Annotated in this window: 1 protein-coding gene; it reads left to right on the top strand. The window is 56.1% G+C overall.

The genetic code is table 11. The features are described 5' to 3' along the window. Window positions 1-116: 116 nt before the first annotated feature. On the top strand, window positions 117-814 hold a 698-nt coding region (locus MPN20_RS17140; protein ID WP_242784073.1), incomplete at its 3' end, for a hypothetical protein.

The following is an 814-nucleotide window of genomic DNA, read 5'->3' as shown; positions in this document are numbered from 1 at the left end:
CACTGCTCATCAGTGAAGACTCGGTGTCGTTGCTGTGTAGTCACGTCTCCACCGTGCCAGTCCTGGAATGGTCAATAAAGGAGACACGCCCTAGTCGTGTAATAGCAACATCCGTCTTGACGCTCTCCACGCTTCTGCTTGCAACCGCGATCCCTCAGGCCGCACAGGCGGATCCTGCCGACGATTGCACAGGCGCGATCGATGCAGCAGAACTCGCTGACTCAACTTGCGCGCAAGAAGGAGACGTCCTGCTCCTTGACGATGGCCGAGAGATGACAATTCCAGCGCTGGGAGAAACTGTCGAGTCCAGCGTGGTTTCAGTCGAAGGCGAACCGGAGACACCTGATGCCTCAGTCTCGAACAACACCAAGGGAATCGTGGTCGACATCGGCGGCGAATGGTCCGGTAATCGAGCGGCCGTGACCATGCAGAAGCAAATCGAAGCGGAAAAAGCTGAAACCATCGCACCAGACGGTGTGAGTATCCAGGCTAGCTGCTCGAGCAGCGCATATAAGCTCAACGGGTGGAGGCAGCCAGCTACCTTCAATTGGTACTACAACTCAAAGAATGCCAAAGCATCGAGCCTTGCAGCGTTTAAGGCTGGCGCGAAGACGTGGACGGGGACCATCAAGCGCTGCGGGAAGACGATCAACTCAGGTGCGAAACAGTCATATGTTGACGGAACGTCGAAAACGCCGGCGGTGACGGCAAAGAACGGCTGCGGAAAGCGTGACTCGAGAAACGTTGTCGGTTGGGGTTCGGCGACTTCCAGTAATCTCGCAACGACCTGCACGTGGTCAAACAATTTCGGTGA

The organism is Brevibacterium sp. ZH18 (genome assembly GCF_022748595.1).
GTDB lineage: Bacteria > Actinomycetota > Actinomycetes > Actinomycetales > Brevibacteriaceae > Brevibacterium.
This window is presented reverse-complemented; position numbering and strand designations above follow the sequence as displayed.